This window comes from Chitinophaga tropicalis (assembly GCF_009758205.1).
Classification (GTDB): domain Bacteria; phylum Bacteroidota; class Bacteroidia; order Chitinophagales; family Chitinophagaceae; genus Chitinophaga; species Chitinophaga tropicalis.
On sequence record NZ_WRXN01000001.1, the window covers coordinates 24,410 to 39,406 of the forward strand.

Sequence of the window (14,997 nt, forward strand, 5' to 3'; positions counted from 1 at the left end):
TCGCACTATGATGGATATGTTAAGGATATATTACAATATCATTAACAGATTATTTGGTTAAGTGATAGGTATAAGTCAGTGTGAACGTAGTACCAGGGCGGTATCTGGACAACAGATAATCTTCGCTGGTATTGATGGAACCTTTACGGTAAACAGGATTATCGAACTTGTTATTACCGTTCTGGTCATAGTAGAACTGGTATCTTGCATTGAGGATATCCTTTACATTCAGACGGAAGCTGCTACGTTTGCTGATAGTGGCGCTGGCCTGGAAGTCAAGCAGGTTACGCGGACTTTCATAGATGTTACCGAGCTTACCGGAACCGTCAGCGCCACCGCCTTCGCCTACCAGGTATAAGCGTTGTCCTATCCTGTTGTACAGCAGGTTGAAGCTTACTTTATCATTAGGCAGGGCGTATGAAAGGCTGGTGTTGATCACGTAGTTGGACTGACCGGATAATGGCCTGTCTTTTCCATTTGCTACGGTGTTATCGTCCACTACAGATTTGATATATGCAACGTTGGCATAGAAGGTAGTACTGTTGAGGAAGCTATTCTCTGCCAGGAAACCAAGCTTTTTACGGACCTCTACTTCAGCACCTACGTTATAAGCGCTTGGGTAGTTGTTCGGTGTGATGTCATACTGGCTCAGACCAGATGAAGTAACCCTGCTTTCTATCGGGTTCTTAAAGTGTTTGTAGAATACAGATCCTGATAAAACTTCACCTGGATTGGGGAACAGTTCATAGCGGATATCTGCGTTATCTATCTGGCTACGTACCAATCTTGGATTACCGTTGATAAGAGAAGACATTTCATAGTCGTAATAAGACAGCGGCGCAACTTCGCGCAGTTCAGGCCTTGCTACAGTGCGGTAGTAAGAAGCACGCAGGTTAGAAGTTTCATTCAGCATATAGGTCAGGTTTGCTGAAGGCAACACATCTATCCAGTCATTATCAACTTTAACAGAAGGATTATTGATCGGTGCATTTAACTGCAGGTTGAAGTATTCAACGCGTGCACCCCATACCAGGCGGAACTTGTCAGACAGCCTGTTGTCGAATTGCAGGTAGCCTGCGCCGGTGGTTGTTTTAGCCCTGTATTCATCTACCGTGGAAGTGATATCGTCCAGTGTATAATAGTTCTGGTCCAGCACATCATTTGCATACAGGCTTTCAATAGGACGTTGTGCTACTGCATCTGCACCATCTTTTATCTGGTCCAGTTTCAGGCCGATATAACGTGCGTGGAAATTGCGGGTACGGTATTGTCCGAGTGCACCAATTTTGAAAGTGCTTTTATTATCCAGGAAACGGAAGGGATGTGAATAGCTTATATTGGCGATATAGATGTTCTCATCCAGGTCAGAGAACAGTCGGTTGTTTGCTTTACCCACTGTTCCTATATCGGCTATCAGCGGAGCAGTGGCATCATCTATAGCCCTGCCATAAGAAACCTTACGCTGGTCCGGCTGGTTGTTGATCACTTTGTTATAAGACAGTATCCAGTTGATCTTGCTTTGTCCTTTACCTACCTGGTGATCACCTTCCAGCGCTGTTTTGAACAATGATTTCTGTACCAGGTCAAAAGCGTAGTAGTTAACATATTTGGAACTACCCAGGTTATCGCCGGTACGGAACAGGAAGTTATCGTCAAAGATCCTGTTGTACAGGTTTTTCCATACTACTTTATTCTTGCCTGCAGAATATCCGAGGTTGAATACACCGCCCAGGTTTGAAGAGTATTTATATACATTATCTACATAATCGAAGTTATCATAGTGACGTATCATGTCACGCTGAACGGTTTCATTATGGGAATAAGTAACAGCAGCTATCATGCCCAGGTTGGCATCTTTCTTTACGTTCCAGTGGTTGCCCAGTGTAGCCTGTAAGCTGGCAGCAGGAAGGCCGCTGGAAGATTTGATGTTATAATTGTTGTTCAGTGATTTCTGAGCGGCGATCTGCTGAGCACCGGTCAGTCTGTTATTAACGATATCTGAAGTGGATGGGAAGCTGGATGGCATCTGGCGACCATTATCGAAGCCAATGAAGTCAGTATTGCTTTTATACCCGGACCTGAAATTCTTAAAAGTGGAAGCTGTGTTAAAACCTGTACCAACAGCTATATCGAGGAAATACTGGTCGGGTATTTCTTTTGTGTGTACGTTGATAACGCCACCGGCAAAATCGCCGGGAAGGTCTGGGGTGGCTGATTTAGTGATAACAACGTTATCGATCATATTAGCCGGAATGATATCAAAAGAGAATGCCTTACGGTTAGGCTCAGTGCTTGGCAGGCTGGCATTATCGACCAGGGCTGCGTTGTAACGGTCGCTCAGACCACGTACTATTACAAATTTATTGTCCTGGATAGTAGTACCGCTTACGCGTTTCAGTACTTCACCGGTGCTACGGTCAGGTGATTTCCTGATCACATCTGCCGAGATGCCGTCAGATACGGCAGCGTTGTTCCTTTGTGCGGTATAAAGAGCGTTGATAGTTTCCTGTTTGAAAGAGCCCCTGATCACTACTTCCTGCAGTTCTTTGGATTTGGGTTCATCCATAATAACCGGTAAAGCAGTTACTGAAGCGGCTTTCACAACCACCTCGCTAACAGACTTTGTCTGGTAGCCCATATATTTAAACTCTATGGTGTAGGTACCGGGAGCTACATTGATGGTATAACGTCCTTCCACGTCGGTTACTGCACCGGTAGAAGTTCCCTGTATTATAACGGTAACGCCTATCAGCGCTTCACCGGTTTTCTGATCAGTAACTTTACCTGTTATTTTTCCATTGTTGTCTGCTGAAAATACAGACAGTACAGAGCTCAGCAGAAGGCATACCAATAGCAGTACGGAAGACACAAGAGATTGTTTCACGATATAAGTCGATTCAGTGATATAGATTGATTGAATTACTGGCGCAAAACTATCGTGGGTGTGTTACCGCATTGTTACAACAAGGTTACCAGAATGTTAATTGTTAAGGAATAATTAAAAAATAGTTAACAGTTTTCCGATAGGAATAGTCATAGGCTCACAGGATATTAAATAAGGTAATGCTTTGAGATATGGTTAACAGGAAAATGGTTGAGGGCCGGGGCGATTGCCGTTCAGCAATCTTTCCAGCGTCAGGTCCAGCTGCGTGTATTCCTGTACGGGTTTTCCATTGTCACTTATTGCAATGATCTGGAAAAGGTGCATACTTTTGTTTGTAAAAGGCTTGTTGTCCTTGTTACAAAGTTCCAGGGTGAAATTGAACCTGTCTTCCACTTCTTCTTCAAATTCACGCAGGCTGAGTGTTTCATCGATAGGAAATTCTATCAGCATATCTTCGGGGAAACCTGCTTCCTGCAATGTGTCGAAAGAGTTGGCAGGTGAGTTTCTCATATACACTGCAATGTTGCAGGATAGCAGACGTTGAAACTGCATTTGCAGCAGGGATACCGTCATTAAAGGGTGAAGCTTCAATACTTTCATCTTATCATTTAAAATTAGCATTACCAGTCTAACTAACTGAATAACAGACAATGCAAACTTAATAGCTATGTATTAAGTAAATATTAAGCCGTTATTATCAAATCATAAATATATGTTAAAAACTAACATACATAATGGGGTTAAAGGTTTGAAAAATGGAAATGGTTACGGTATTACTGCTGAGGGAAGCTGATCACCCTGGAAATATCTCCCCAGGGAACATGTGTATCTTCTTCTTCGTCTGGTAATACAATGCGGGTTTTACTTACGGGATACTGGTACAGGGTCCATTGTCCGTTTGTATATTCCAGGGAGGTAAGGCTTTCCACCCAATCGCCTGAGTTCAGATAGGTCACTGACTTACCGTTATGTTCCACCTGTTTGATAACCGGCTGGTGAATATGTCCGCAGCAAACCACGTCAAATCCTTTATCGATTGCTATTTCTGCTACTACCTGTTCAAAATCGGAAATGAACTTAACGGCCTGTTTTACTCCATGTTTCACTTTTTTGGAAAAGCTCATTTTCTCTTTCCCCATGCTTTCCAGGATATTGTTAACCAGGCGGTTGATGATAATGAGCAGGTCATAGCCTTTTCCTCCCAGTTTAGCCAGCCATTTGGAGTTTTTCATGGTCACATCGTACACGTCTCCATGAAAGAACCAGTGTTTTTTGCCATCTACTTCCAGGATCAGCTTATTGTCTATGGTGAGGTTTCCCAGTCCGAAACCTGCAAATTTGCGGAGGGCTTCGTCATGGTTGCCGGTCAGGTAATAGACATCGGTCCCTTTTCCGGTCATTTTGAGAATGCGGCGGATCACTTTAGTATGGGCTTTAGGGAAATAGCGTTTGCTAAATTGCCAGATATCGATGATATCTCCGTTCAGTACCAATATTTTAGGGTCAATACTGTCCAGGTACTGTACAAGCTCTTTGGCATGACAGCCGTAGATCCCGAGATGTACGTCGGAAATTACGACTATATCTAATGGGCGTTTGTCTGACATTTTTATAGTTTAGTTCGCTGCCCCGAAAGGCTGCACCAGTTGTAGTTCCCTGCAGCCAGGCAGGCATTTTTTTATATTACAAAGGAAAAAACGCTATATTACTTTTATATTAATCCAGTATTAAGGAATCATTAAGAATAATTTTTTCTTGGAGGTATTGCCCGGGGAAAGCTATTTTTGCGCCAAATTTCAAACACAACCGAGTATGGGAGGCTTCAATTCTTTTGTAAAGTTATTTATACCAAAAGACAGAGTTTTTTATTCATTGTTCGAGGATGTAGCTGCCAACCTGGTAGAAATGGGGAAAGTGCTGGTAGAGCTGGTAAACAGTACCGATCCTGCTGTACGTAAAGACAAAACCCATCTCATAGAGAGGCTGGAGCACAAAAATGACGACTTTACCCATCGCATATTTGTGGAACTGGGGCAGAACTTCATTACGCCCTTTGACCGGGAGGATATTCACCACCTGGCTGCCACCCTGGATGATGTAGCAGACTATATCCATGGTTCCGCCAAGAGGTTAGATCTTTATAAAGTAGTGGAAATCAATGAAAGTGTCCGCAAACTGGCAGATCTTATCCACCAGGGCACACTGGAACTGCATAAAGCTATTCCTGAACTTCGCAGCATGTCCAATATGCGCAACATCACTGATGCCTGCGTAAAGATCAACAGCCTGGAGAACCATGCTGACGATATTTATGATATGGCTATTGCTGATCTGTTCGAGAAAGAAGCAAACAATGCCGGTGAACTGCTGAAGATGCGTGAACTATACCAGGCACTTGAAATAGCTACCGATAAGTGTGAAGATTGTGCCAATGTGATAGAGTCTATCATCATAAAGTACGCATAATCAATAAATTAAGCACCACGGACAAGCCCTTTTAATGCAAACTACTTTCTAATGACCTTACTTGTCATCATCATCATACTGGCGTTTATCTTTGATTATATTAACGGCTTTCATGATGCGGCCAACTCAATAGCCACAATAGTATCTACCAAGGTACTTACTCCGTTTCAGGCGGTATTATGGGCTGCTGTATTCAACTTTGCGGCATTCTTTATATCCAAATACGTTTATGGGGAGTTTAAAGTGGGAAATACCATTGCAAAATCCATATTTGAGCAGTTTATCACGCTGAAAGTGATCCTTTGCGGTCTGATAGCTGCCATTTCCTGGAACCTGCTTACCTGGTGGTATGGCATTCCTTCCAGTTCTTCGCACACGCTGATAGGCGGTTTCATAGGTGCTGCCGTTGCAGCTGCCCATGGCAATTTTGCTGTGATCAACTACAGTAAGGTAATGCCTATCATCTATTTCATAGCCCTGGCGCCATTTATAGGCATGTTTGTGGCCTTTGTGATCACCATTTTTATTATGAACATATGCCGTAAGGCCAACCCGTTCAGGGCAGAAAACTGGTTCAAACGCCTGCAGCTGGTGTCTTCCGGTGCATTGAGCCTTGCCCACGGCGGTAACGATGCTCAGAAAGTAATGGGTATCATTGCTGCAGCGCTGGTAGCGCACGGTACTATAGATAATGTGGCCAATGTCCCCAACTGGGTGCCTTTTTCCTGCTTTGCGGCAATAGGTCTGGGTACTATGAGCGGTGGATGGAAGATCGTTAAAACGATGGGCTCCCGTATCACCAAAGTGACTCCCCTGGAAGGTGTTGCTGCGGAAACAGCAGGCGCCGTTACCCTTTATCTCACAGAAACACTGGGTATTCCTGTAAGTACCACCCACACCATTACCGGTTCTATTATCGGGGTTGGCGCAACCAAACGTCTTTCGGCGGTTCGCTGGGGGGTAACTGTAAGCCTGCTCTGGGCATGGATCATGACCATCCCCATCAGTGGTTTACTGGCTGCTCTCGTGTATTTTATAGTGAATCTTTTCTTTTAGCAGGATATATTTTTTCATCTTTCTTTAAAAAAAACGCTTTTGTCTATCCGGCAAAAGCGTTTTTTTTAAACCCGGATTTTATATTTTTCCTTTTTTTTATCGGGGAGGCACCTATTTTTGTACGATTTATTTTCATAACCATAACTAATCATTATGAAAGGTATTATACTGGCCGGAGGCTCCGGAACACGCTTGCACCCTATCACCTATGCCATCAGCAAGCAGATTATGCCGGTATATGATAAACCCATGATCTATTACCCTCTTTCTACATTAATGCTTGCCGGTATCAAAGAAATACTGATCATTTCCACTCCTCATGACCTTCCCGCGTTCAAAAGACTGTTTGGCTCAGGAGAGCAATACGGACTGAAGCTGAGCTATGCTGAGCAACCCCTGCCCAACGGACTGGCACAGGCATTTGTAATTGGCAGGGAATTCATTGGGGATGATAACGTGGCCCTTGTACTGGGAGATAATATCTTCTACGGTGCCGGGCTGGGCACCCAGCTGGCCAATAATGTACGTCCGGAGGGAGGCATCGTATATGCCTACCAGGTGTCAGACCCGGAACGTTACGGCGTAGTGGAATTTGATGATAAAATGCAGGCTGTTTCCATAGAGGAAAAGCCTAAACAGCCTAAGAGCAGCTATGCTGTTCCAGGCCTTTACTTTTACGATAATGAGGTAGTGAACATAGCTGCGGCACTGGAACCCAGTCCCCGCGGCGAATACGAGATCACAGACGTGAACAGGGAATACCTGCGCCGCGGCAAACTGAAGGTATCCATCCTGCCCCGTGGTACAGCATGGCTGGATACCGGTACCTTCGACTCCCTGATGCAGGCTTCCCAGTTTGTACAGGTCATAGAACAACGCCAGGGCATCAAAATAGCCTGTATAGAAGAAATAGCCTACAGGCAGGGATTCATCACCCGCGATCAATTGCAGGAGCTGGCCAGGCCTTTACTGAAAAGCGGTTACGGACAATACCTGGAAACAGTACTGGGACATAAAATTTAAAATAATTCAGGGCCAGTGAATTGCAGAATAGTAAGTGTATATTCGCAACTCCTGATTCCTGGTATCTATATTAATCCGTTGTGATAAAACATTTCAAAAACTTAATAACATATGAAGGTTCTCGTTACCGGTGGTTGCGGTTATATTGGCTCACATACGATCGTTGATCTGATTAATAATGGCTTTGACGTAGTGTCTGTAGACAGCAATATCCGCAGCAGCACACAATTGCTGGACGGAATTGAAAAGATCACCGGCAAGAAAGTCCGCAACTACAAGGTAGATCTCTGCAACCTGGAAGACACACATGCTGTTTTTCATGAAAACAGGGATATTGTAGGCGTGATCCATTTTGCAGCACTGAAAACTGTTCCTGAATCAGTAGCAGATCCCCTGTTCTATTTCCACAACAACCTGACCTCTCTCATCAACGTATTAAAATGCGTGAAAGAGTTCAATATTCCCAACCTGGTATTTTCTTCTTCCTGCTCGGTGTATGGTAATACCACCGCCCTGCCTGTGGTTGAGGAGACCCCGCTGGGTGAGGCTCAGTCCCCTTACGCCCGCACCAAACAAATGGGTGAAAAGATCATAGAGGACTACAGCCGTGTGAATGATACCCAATCCATCTTATTACGCTATTTCAACCCGGTAGGTGCACATCCTTCCGCATTAATAGGCGAATTACCGCTGGGCCGTCCGGACAACCTGGTACCTGTGATCACCCAGACCGCTATCGGTAAGATACCCAAGCTCACCGTTTTTGGTCATGATTATGACACCCGGGACGGTTCCTGCATCCGCGACTATATCCACGTTCTGGACATAGCCAATGCTCATACCAAAGCTCTGCAGTACCTGATAGACCAGAAGAATAAGTCAAACTGTGAGGTATTCAACCTGGGTACCGGTAATGGCGTAACCGTTCTGGAAGCCATCAAGGCTTTTGAAAAGATCTCTGGTGTAAAGCTCAATTATGAACTGGGCCCCCGCCGCCCGGGAGACGTGATAGCCATCTACGCCAACAATACCAGGGCTAAACAGGTGCTGGGCTGGGAACCTGCTATTGGTATCGAAGATATGATGCGTACTGCCTGGCAGTGGGAAGTAGCATTACGTGACAGAGTGCTTAGTAATTAAAAAGTTTATTTATTACTTTTATGACTCAATCTTAAAAAGGCTATGGTAAAAGATATTCAACCGTTAAATGAGAAAGAAACCCGCGCAGGCTTTGGAGAAGGTATCCTGGAGGCGGGCCGCAATAATCCTAATGTAGTAGCACTCACCGCTGACTTGCTGGGTTCAATGAAGCTGAATGCCTTTATTAAGGAGTTTCCTGACCGCTTTGTACAGGTAGGTATTGCTGAAGCCAACATGATAGGTATCGCCGCCGGTATGACAATCGGAGGTAAGATCCCTTACACCACCACTTTCGCTAACTTTTCTACCGGACGCGTATATGACCAGATCCGTCAGTCTGTTGCCTATTCCGGTAAGAATGTAAAAATATGTGCATCCCACGCAGGTCTTACCCTGGGTGAAGATGGCGCTACCCACCAGATCCTGGAAGATATAGGCATGATGAAAATGCTGCCTGGTATGACAGTGATCGTTCCATGCGACTTTAACCAGACCAAAGCTGCCACTATTGCCATAGCCGACTACGAAGGCCCGGTTTACCTGCGCTTTGGCCGTCCGAAATGGCCTAACTTCACCCCTGAGAACCAGAAATTTGAAGTGGGTAAAGCCCAGGTGCTGCATGAAGGTACAGATATCACCTTGTTTGCCTGCGGACACATGGTATGGCTTTCTATCGAAGCCGGTAAAATACTGGAAGAAAAAGGTTACAGTGTTGAGATCATCAACATCCACACCATCAAACCGCTGGATGAAGAAGCAGTACTGAAATCCATTACCAAAACGCGTTGCGCAGTAACCGCTGAAGAACACAACGTACTGGGCGGTCTGGGTGACAGCATTGCACAGGTAGCTGCACGCCATCTGCCTATTCCAATAGAATACGTTGGTACCAACGATACATTCGGTGAAAGCGGTAAACCCGTAGAACTCCTGAAAAAATATGGTCTGGACAAAGAACATATCGTAGCTGCTGCTGAAAAGGCCCTGGCCAGGAAACAGAAGTAAAATGATACATCACCGGATTAAACTTTATAATAAAAAAACCATCTTAGAGGTGGTTTTTTTATTTAAACCATTTAACCTAGTATGGCCTTAACTCAGGATGATAAAACACTATTAGCAATATACCGTGCCCCTGCTACGCGGGAAAAAGGCTTTACGGCCATCATCCGGAAATACCAGGAAAGGCTTTACTGGCACGTCAGGAGGCTGGTGCTGGACCATGACGATGCTAACGATGTATTGCAGAATGTATTTGTAAAGGTCTGGAAAAACCTTGAAGGGTTCAGGGAAGATGCCCAGTTATATACCTGGCTGTATAAGATAGCCACGAACGAATGCCTGACCTTCCTCGAAAAACAGAAAAAAAACACTTCTGTTTCCCTCTCTGATGTGGAAACAGGCCTCAGTAACAGCTTAAAAGCTGACACACAGTTTGATCCCAACAAGCTGGAGTGGAAACTGCAAAGGGCTATTATGGGTTTACCTGAAAAGCAACGTATCGTATTCAACCTGCGATACTATGATGAAATGCCTTACGAAGAAATGAGCCGTGTTCTCGACACCTCAGAAGGCGCTCTGAAAGCCTCTTACCATCATGCTGTAAAAAAGATCGAAGAGTTTATTAAGAATAGCTAAAAATGCGACATCTTCGTATTTTTATGGGATGAAGTGGAAAAATTTGGGGGTGAACTTCTATACTGTTTAAACTATTGCTTTCTTTCCCTGTCTAAAAAGACATATGACACCCATCAACAACGATATTGCGAACGAACTGCAGGTTATCATACCTGGGGCTGAATGGCCCGGACTGAAGCCCCCTTTTGGGGAGGCGCCAGACGGCTACTTTGATCAGCTTCCGGACCTGATCATGCAGAAAGTGCACGCCGTAGAAGTGCAGGAAGAGCTGGAAGGCCTTTCCCCACTGCTGGCAGCGGCACCAAAAACGTTCCCTGCCGTTGAGAGTGAATATTTTGACCAGCTGCCTGACCTCATCATGCAGAAGATCAATGCCAGGGAAGAGCTGGAAAGTATCTCCCCCTTCCTGGCAGAAATACCCGGTATATCTCCTCTGCCGGCCCCTGTCGGATACTTTGACCAGCTGCCTGAAATGATCATGCAGAAAATAGAAGCACAGGAAGAACTGGAAGCTATTTCACCACTGCTGGCAGAAATGCCTAAAACAATACCAATGTCAGCACCTGCCGGCTATTTCGACCAGTTCAGCGATACTGTTCTGGCGGCTGTACAGGAGGCTCCTGCAGCGCCCAAAGTTGTCAGGATGCGCATACGCCCTCTTATCAGATGGGCTGCCGCCGCCTCCCTGCTGGCCCTGGTAAGCACCAGCACACTGCTCTTTTTGAAGAATAATCAGTATAACCAATCGTATTCGGAAGTAAATTTCTCAGAAATAAGCGACCAGGAAATAGTAGACTACCTACAGGCTCATATGGATGCCTTTGATAAGGAAGAGCTCGCCACTATGGCGCCGGCTGGAGAAAATGCTCCGATACCGGCAGCCGGCGACCTTTCGACAGAAGATATTCAAAGCTATTTAGATAATGCCGGTTTGTTAAACGAAAGTCCACCAACAGACAACTGAAAATGAAACACCTTTACACCACCTTTATACTTATTATCCTCACATTGTTATGCGTTCCCTACCTGGGGTATGCGCAGCAAGGCAATGATGCAGAGATAAGAGACCGTATCAGGGCGGCTGAGATCGCATACCTGTCACAGAAACTGGACCTCACCCCTGATGAAGCACAGAAATTCTGGCCTTTATATAATCAATACACCAGGGAAGTAGAAACGCTCATTGCCGAGCGCCGCAACCGCCTGGGAGGAAACAAACCTGAGGCTAACGTAACAGATAATAACGAACTTAAATATGACCAGCGCATGCTGGACATCAAAACACATTATAATAAAGAGTTCCAGAAAGTGTTGCCGACTAACAAAGCCGGCTCCGTTTTCAGGTCAGAACGGGAATTCCGCAACCAGCTGATCCGGACCTACAAAGAACGGCAGATCCGTAACGTAGGCGGACCGGGAGCAAGAAGATTCCGGCAGTAAAGATTAAAAAAATGAAAACTAAAAAGCCCCGGTCTGTATAGGACCGGGGCTTTTTTAGTTGATATGTTATGTCATGCCTCCTTATAATGTGCCCTTACTTCTATAACTTTTCCCGCTTCATTCAATACCATCATCTCTGCAGATAACCTGTTCCCTACACTTTTATAATACAGTACTACAGAATTAACGCCTTCCAGCACATGATACAATTCAAAATGCAGGTCGGGGTAAGCTGCAAGCCCCTTCTCAAAATATTTTTTCAGCTCTGCAGTACCCTTGATACATCCGGAAGGATCGTTGTTCAGCTTCCTGATCAGGGGGGAATAAAAAGTTACATCATCCGCATAATGCGACATAATAGCTTCAAGATCGTGTGTATTCCAGGCATGCAGCCATTCCTGTGCAAAGTCCATAAGTACATTTTTAACGGAAAAATACTTCCTCAATACCTGTCATCATTTGCTGAAAAGCTCAATTTCCATGTTTTAGGTGTTACACCATAGGCATTACGGAACAGCCTGTAAAAGTGTGGAATATTCTCAAAACCAGTGCTGTAAGCTATATCATGAATAGAAAGGGAAGTAGTACTTAACAGGAAACAGGCTTTTTCAAGACGTTTTTCCCATAGCCAGTGCATAGGAGCAGCATTATATAACTGACGGAAACGGCGTTTCAGGGTAGCTTTGCTCATGCAGCTCTTACGGGCTATATCGTCCAGTTTTTCCAGCTCAGGCAGTTCCCGCCCGATAGCTTCCATAGCCACCGGCAGGGTATCTGCCGACGCCTGCTGCAACATACCAAGAACAGCCGCGCCCTGCCGGCTGCCAGCCAGCAACTGCAATGCTTTTGTGACGATCGCTTCCCGGGAAGGCATAGCGCCCTCTGAGAACTGTTGCTGTAAATTTTCTGCAAATAACTGCCAGCTCAACGCTGCATCCAGCTTTACTGCTCCCAGCTGCAGGTTCTCACCAGTACCGGCAAAAGTATTTATCAGCTGTTCAGGTAATACAATGTTGATACTCTCAAACCCATCCCGGTGAGCCATGATCTCTGAACATAATAATGCCCCGGGCGGAATGACCAGCACGTCCCCCGCTTCAAGATGATGGATAAAACGGCCATCATACATACGTTTCCGGCCTCTTAATACGAGATTGAGAATGGTATAGGGCGTGTATATTTCGTGCCCGGCTTTATGGTTGTATACGCTGTACGCCGCCCAGCTCCGGTTACCGGATTGCCAGGTGCTGATATAGTCCTGGCCGGTGAAGCGGAGATTATCGTAAAACGTGTACATCAGAATTTATTGTACGGCACTTTGGTATCATGATAATACAGGAAGGTCCAGTTGTCCTTTTGTCCTCTCTGTATAAACTGCTGTCTCAGCTCCATTCCCCTCTTACCATCATAATCATACTTCGCGGCAAACCGACGTTTCATATAAGACACCTGTGGCGCCTCGTCTCCTCCGAAGAAGAGTTTCTCCCCATCGTCATCTATCAGGAAAGTCTGATGATAAGGGCAATGCGCTCCTGTTACCTCGTAAGTAATATAATCATCTATAGTTCCATCCCCTTCAGTGAAAATGACATTATCCTTTTGCTGAAGAATAGCCACATCTTCCGCCAGGTAAGACTTACCATCATTTTCCAGAGCATATTCCATTTCATGCCTGTTCACATAATAGGTAGCATGGGGGAATGTCAGTTCCCGCTGACCGGTTACCGGGTCTGTGGAAGATACGCCGCCGGAATGATCTTTATGCAAATGGCTCATCAGGACTTTGGTGATCTCCATGGGATTGATCCCATTGTCTATCAGATGCTGATGGATCTGCAATACCCCATTCGGATAACGGAAACCAAGCCCCGTATCCAGCAGGATATAGTCATGTGCGGTGATCACTAAAAAAGGCTGGATCTCTACCAGCAACGACCCGCTGGTACGTTGCTGCATTGTGTCCTGTGCGGGATTATAAGGAATGAACCGCTTTGTTGCATCTACTGTAAAACTCCCTTCTGATAATGGTATAATACGTGCCATAGGTCAAAGATAGACAACTATCGCAAAACCATCTGCCTGTCGGCATCCAGTCGCAACATAATGAAGATAAGCATGGTGAAGGTCATCAGTGACGATCCTCCATAGCTCACCAATGGCAGCGGTATCCCGATAACGGGCGCCAGACCTATGGTCATAGAGATATTGATGGCCATATGGAAGAAGACAATACTGGCCACACCATAGGCATATACACGGCTGAAGGTGGAACGTTGTCGCTCTGCCACAAAGATGATCCGTAAGAGCAGGGCTACATACAGGCCAATGAACAATACAGAGCCCAGGAATCCAAAGTCTTCCCCGATGGTACAGAAGATAAAGTCAGTACTCTGCTCAGGTACGAAGTCATAACGGGTCTGTGTTCCTTTCAGGTATCCTTTCCCGATAAAACCGCCTGAACCGATGGCGATCATACTCTGGCGGGTATTGTAGGTAGCCTTGGGATCGTTCTCTTTTCCCAGCATCACCTCAATACGGCGTACCTGGTAATCTTTCAACACTTTGGTGAAGGCAAAAGGAACAATGAACATCACGAACACAGAGCAGAATGCCCATATAGCCAGTATAAGGGCCAGCCTGGACCTGTTACGTTTTATTTCCCGCCGGCTGAAATAGATGACCAGCGCAGTAATAACAGAGAATATGATAAAGAGGATGTTCTTATCTACCAGGAGTGCCGAGAGTACCAGCACAATACCGGAGAAGGCTATTACCAGCAACACGCCGGGCAGGCCTTCGCGGTACATGACCAGGAAGAAGGAGAAATATACCAGCGCCAGCCCTGTTTCAGACTGGAGAATGATGATCGCGCAGGGTATGAGCGCCAGGGATACTGCTATCAGCCTGGAGCGCAGTTTGGTAAAATCAGTTTCCAGGGATGAGAGATACTTTGCCAGGGCCAGGTTGGTACAGAGTTTTGTCAGCTCTGCCGGCTGGAACTGGAAGCCCCCTATTACCAGCCAGGAATGTGAACCTTTCACATCCTTTCCTATGCCCAGTACCAGCAGTAATAACAACAGACCTCCTGCGTAGAGCAGGTTGGCCGTAGCAGTAAAGAACTTACTGTCTGTCAGCCAGATGATAGTGGCCAATACAGCCGATACGCCCAGCCACATCAGCTGGCGGGAGTAGTTTTTGGTCAGGTGGATGATATCGTACCAGATATTATCGCCTTCCCTGTATTCAGCAGCAAAGATCGATAATAGGCCTACGAACACTATGCCCATGTACAAACCCATAATGGGCCAGTCAATACCTTCTGTTAATTTTATTTGCTGCCGACGGTTCAT

15 protein-coding genes are annotated in these 14,997 nt (G+C 45.6%); 8 read left to right on the forward strand and 7 right to left on the reverse strand.

Translation table 11 applies throughout. The features are described 5' to 3' along the window. Positions 1-49: 49 nt before the first annotated feature. From GO493_RS00090 to GO493_RS00100, 3 genes are all read right to left on the reverse strand, one after another. The gene (locus GO493_RS00090) at positions 50-2,884 is read right to left on the reverse strand and encodes a TonB-dependent receptor (protein ID WP_157304036.1); all 2,835 of its coding nucleotides are present in this window, start codon (positions 2,882-2,884) and stop codon (positions 50-52) included. A 195-nt stretch (positions 2,885-3,079) separates the two neighbouring features. Continuing rightward, positions 3,080-3,484 carry a hypothetical protein gene (locus GO493_RS00095; RefSeq protein ID WP_157304037.1) on the reverse strand — a complete coding sequence of 135 codons (405 nt, stop codon included), beginning with the start codon at positions 3,482-3,484 and terminating at the stop codon, positions 3,080-3,082. Positions 3,485-3,657: 173 nt separating this feature from the next. Then, positions 3,658-4,491: a UDP-2,3-diacylglucosamine diphosphatase gene (locus GO493_RS00100; protein WP_157304038.1), complete on the reverse strand. Its 834-nt coding sequence runs from the start codon at positions 4,489-4,491 to the stop codon at positions 3,658-3,660. 205 nt (positions 4,492-4,696) lie between these two features. Between GO493_RS00100 and GO493_RS00105 the strand changes: the two genes are divergently transcribed. The 8 genes from GO493_RS00105 (at position 4,697) to GO493_RS00140 (ending at position 11,647) form a co-directional block, all read left to right on the forward strand. After that, on the forward strand, positions 4,697-5,350 hold the full coding sequence (locus GO493_RS00105) for a DUF47 domain-containing protein (RefSeq protein ID WP_157304039.1): 654 nt from the start codon (positions 4,697-4,699) through the stop codon (positions 5,348-5,350). A 51-nt stretch (positions 5,351-5,401) separates the two neighbouring features. Beyond that, on the forward strand, positions 5,402-6,406 hold the full coding sequence (locus GO493_RS00110; RefSeq protein WP_157304040.1) for an inorganic phosphate transporter: 1,005 nt from the start codon (positions 5,402-5,404) through the stop codon (positions 6,404-6,406). Positions 6,407-6,559: 153 nt separating this feature from the next. Next, entirely contained in the window at positions 6,560-7,429 is an 870-nt protein-coding gene (rfbA, locus tag GO493_RS00115) for a glucose-1-phosphate thymidylyltransferase RfbA (protein ID WP_157304041.1), read from the forward strand. A 111-nt stretch (positions 7,430-7,540) separates the two neighbouring features. Further along, positions 7,541-8,569 (forward strand): UDP-glucose 4-epimerase GalE, encoded by a 1,029-nt coding sequence (galE, locus tag GO493_RS00120; RefSeq protein ID WP_157304042.1) that lies wholly within the window; start codon positions 7,541-7,543, stop codon positions 8,567-8,569. 42 nt (positions 8,570-8,611) lie between these two features. After that, positions 8,612-9,574 (forward strand): transketolase family protein, encoded by a 963-nt coding sequence (locus GO493_RS00125; protein ID WP_157304043.1) that lies wholly within the window; start codon positions 8,612-8,614, stop codon positions 9,572-9,574. Between the two features lie 81 nt (positions 9,575-9,655). After that, positions 9,656-10,207, forward strand: a complete 552-nt coding sequence (locus GO493_RS00130) for an RNA polymerase sigma factor (RefSeq protein ID WP_157304044.1) — start codon at positions 9,656-9,658, stop codon at positions 10,205-10,207. Positions 10,208-10,310: 103 nt separating this feature from the next. Then, positions 10,311-11,171 carry a hypothetical protein gene (locus GO493_RS00135; protein ID WP_157304045.1) on the forward strand — a complete coding sequence of 287 codons (861 nt, stop codon included), beginning with the start codon at positions 10,311-10,313 and terminating at the stop codon, positions 11,169-11,171. A 2-nt stretch (positions 11,172-11,173) separates the two neighbouring features. Then, on the forward strand, positions 11,174-11,647 hold the full coding sequence (locus GO493_RS00140) for a hypothetical protein (RefSeq protein ID WP_157304046.1): 474 nt from the start codon (positions 11,174-11,176) through the stop codon (positions 11,645-11,647). 71 nt (positions 11,648-11,718) lie between these two features. Here GO493_RS00140 and GO493_RS00145 read toward each other — a convergent pair whose 3' ends face one another. Genes GO493_RS00145 through rodA form a run of 4 tightly spaced genes read right to left on the reverse strand, consistent with a single transcriptional unit; the run spans position 11,719 to position 14,997 of the window. Further along, a complete protein-coding gene (locus tag GO493_RS00145; protein ID WP_157304047.1) occupies positions 11,719-12,060 on the reverse strand; it encodes a nuclear transport factor 2 family protein in 342 nt (113 codons plus the stop codon). Positions 12,061-12,089: 29 nt separating this feature from the next. Then, on the reverse strand, positions 12,090-12,944 hold the full coding sequence (locus GO493_RS00150) for a helix-turn-helix domain-containing protein (protein ID WP_157304048.1): 855 nt from the start codon (positions 12,942-12,944) through the stop codon (positions 12,090-12,092). Beyond that, the gene (locus GO493_RS00155) at positions 12,944-13,690 is read right to left on the reverse strand and encodes an MBL fold metallo-hydrolase (RefSeq protein ID WP_232538705.1); all 747 of its coding nucleotides are present in this window, start codon (positions 13,688-13,690) and stop codon (positions 12,944-12,946) included. The genes GO493_RS00150 and GO493_RS00155 overlap by 1 nt, the downstream gene beginning before the upstream one ends. 17 nt (positions 13,691-13,707) lie before the next feature. Continuing rightward, positions 13,708-14,997, reverse strand: coding sequence for a rod shape-determining protein RodA (rodA, locus tag GO493_RS00160; RefSeq protein WP_157304049.1), 1,290 nt, complete (start codon positions 14,995-14,997; stop codon positions 13,708-13,710).